The sequence below is a fragment of the Bartonella sp. AA86SXKL genome (assembly GCF_042196885.1).
On the sequence record NZ_JBHIRE010000534.1, the window covers coordinates 1 to 580 of the forward strand.

The window sequence follows — 580 nt, forward strand, 5'->3', positions numbered from 1 at the left end:
AAACAACATTAGCTCTCCATGCTATTGCTGAGGCACAGAAAAATGGTGGAGTTTGTGCTTTTATTGATGCGGAACCTGCTCTTGATCCTATTTATGCGCGTAAGCTTGGTGTTGATTTAGAAAATTTATTCATTTCTCAACCAGATACGGGTGAACAGGCGTTAGAAATTACAGAAACATTGGTTCGTTCTGGTGCTGTTGATGTGCTCGTTGTTGATTCCGTAGCCGCTTTGACACCGCGTGCGGAAATTGATGGTGAAATGGGAGATGCTTTGCCTGGATTGCAAGCTCGGTTAATGAGCAAAGCTTTGCGGAAACTCACTGCATCGATTTTCCGCTCTAACTGTATGGTCATTTTTATTAATCAAATTCGTATGAAAATTGGGGTGATGTTTGGTTCTCCTGAAACGACAACGGGCGGAAATGCTTTAAAGTTTTATGCTTCTGTTCGTTTGGATATTCGCCGCATTGGCTCTATTAAAGATAGGGATATGATCGTTGGAAATCAGACCCGTGTTAAAGTGGTCAAAAATAAGTTGGCACCTCCATTCAAACAGGTTGAGTTTGATATTATTTATGG

Annotated in this window: 1 protein-coding gene; it reads left to right on the plus strand. The window is 41.2% G+C overall.

The genetic code is table 11. The features are described 5' to 3' along the window. Positions 1-580 (plus strand): recombinase RecA (gene recA / locus ACFIO5_RS13130; RefSeq protein ID WP_375705647.1); only part of this gene is annotated, 580 nt, incomplete at both ends.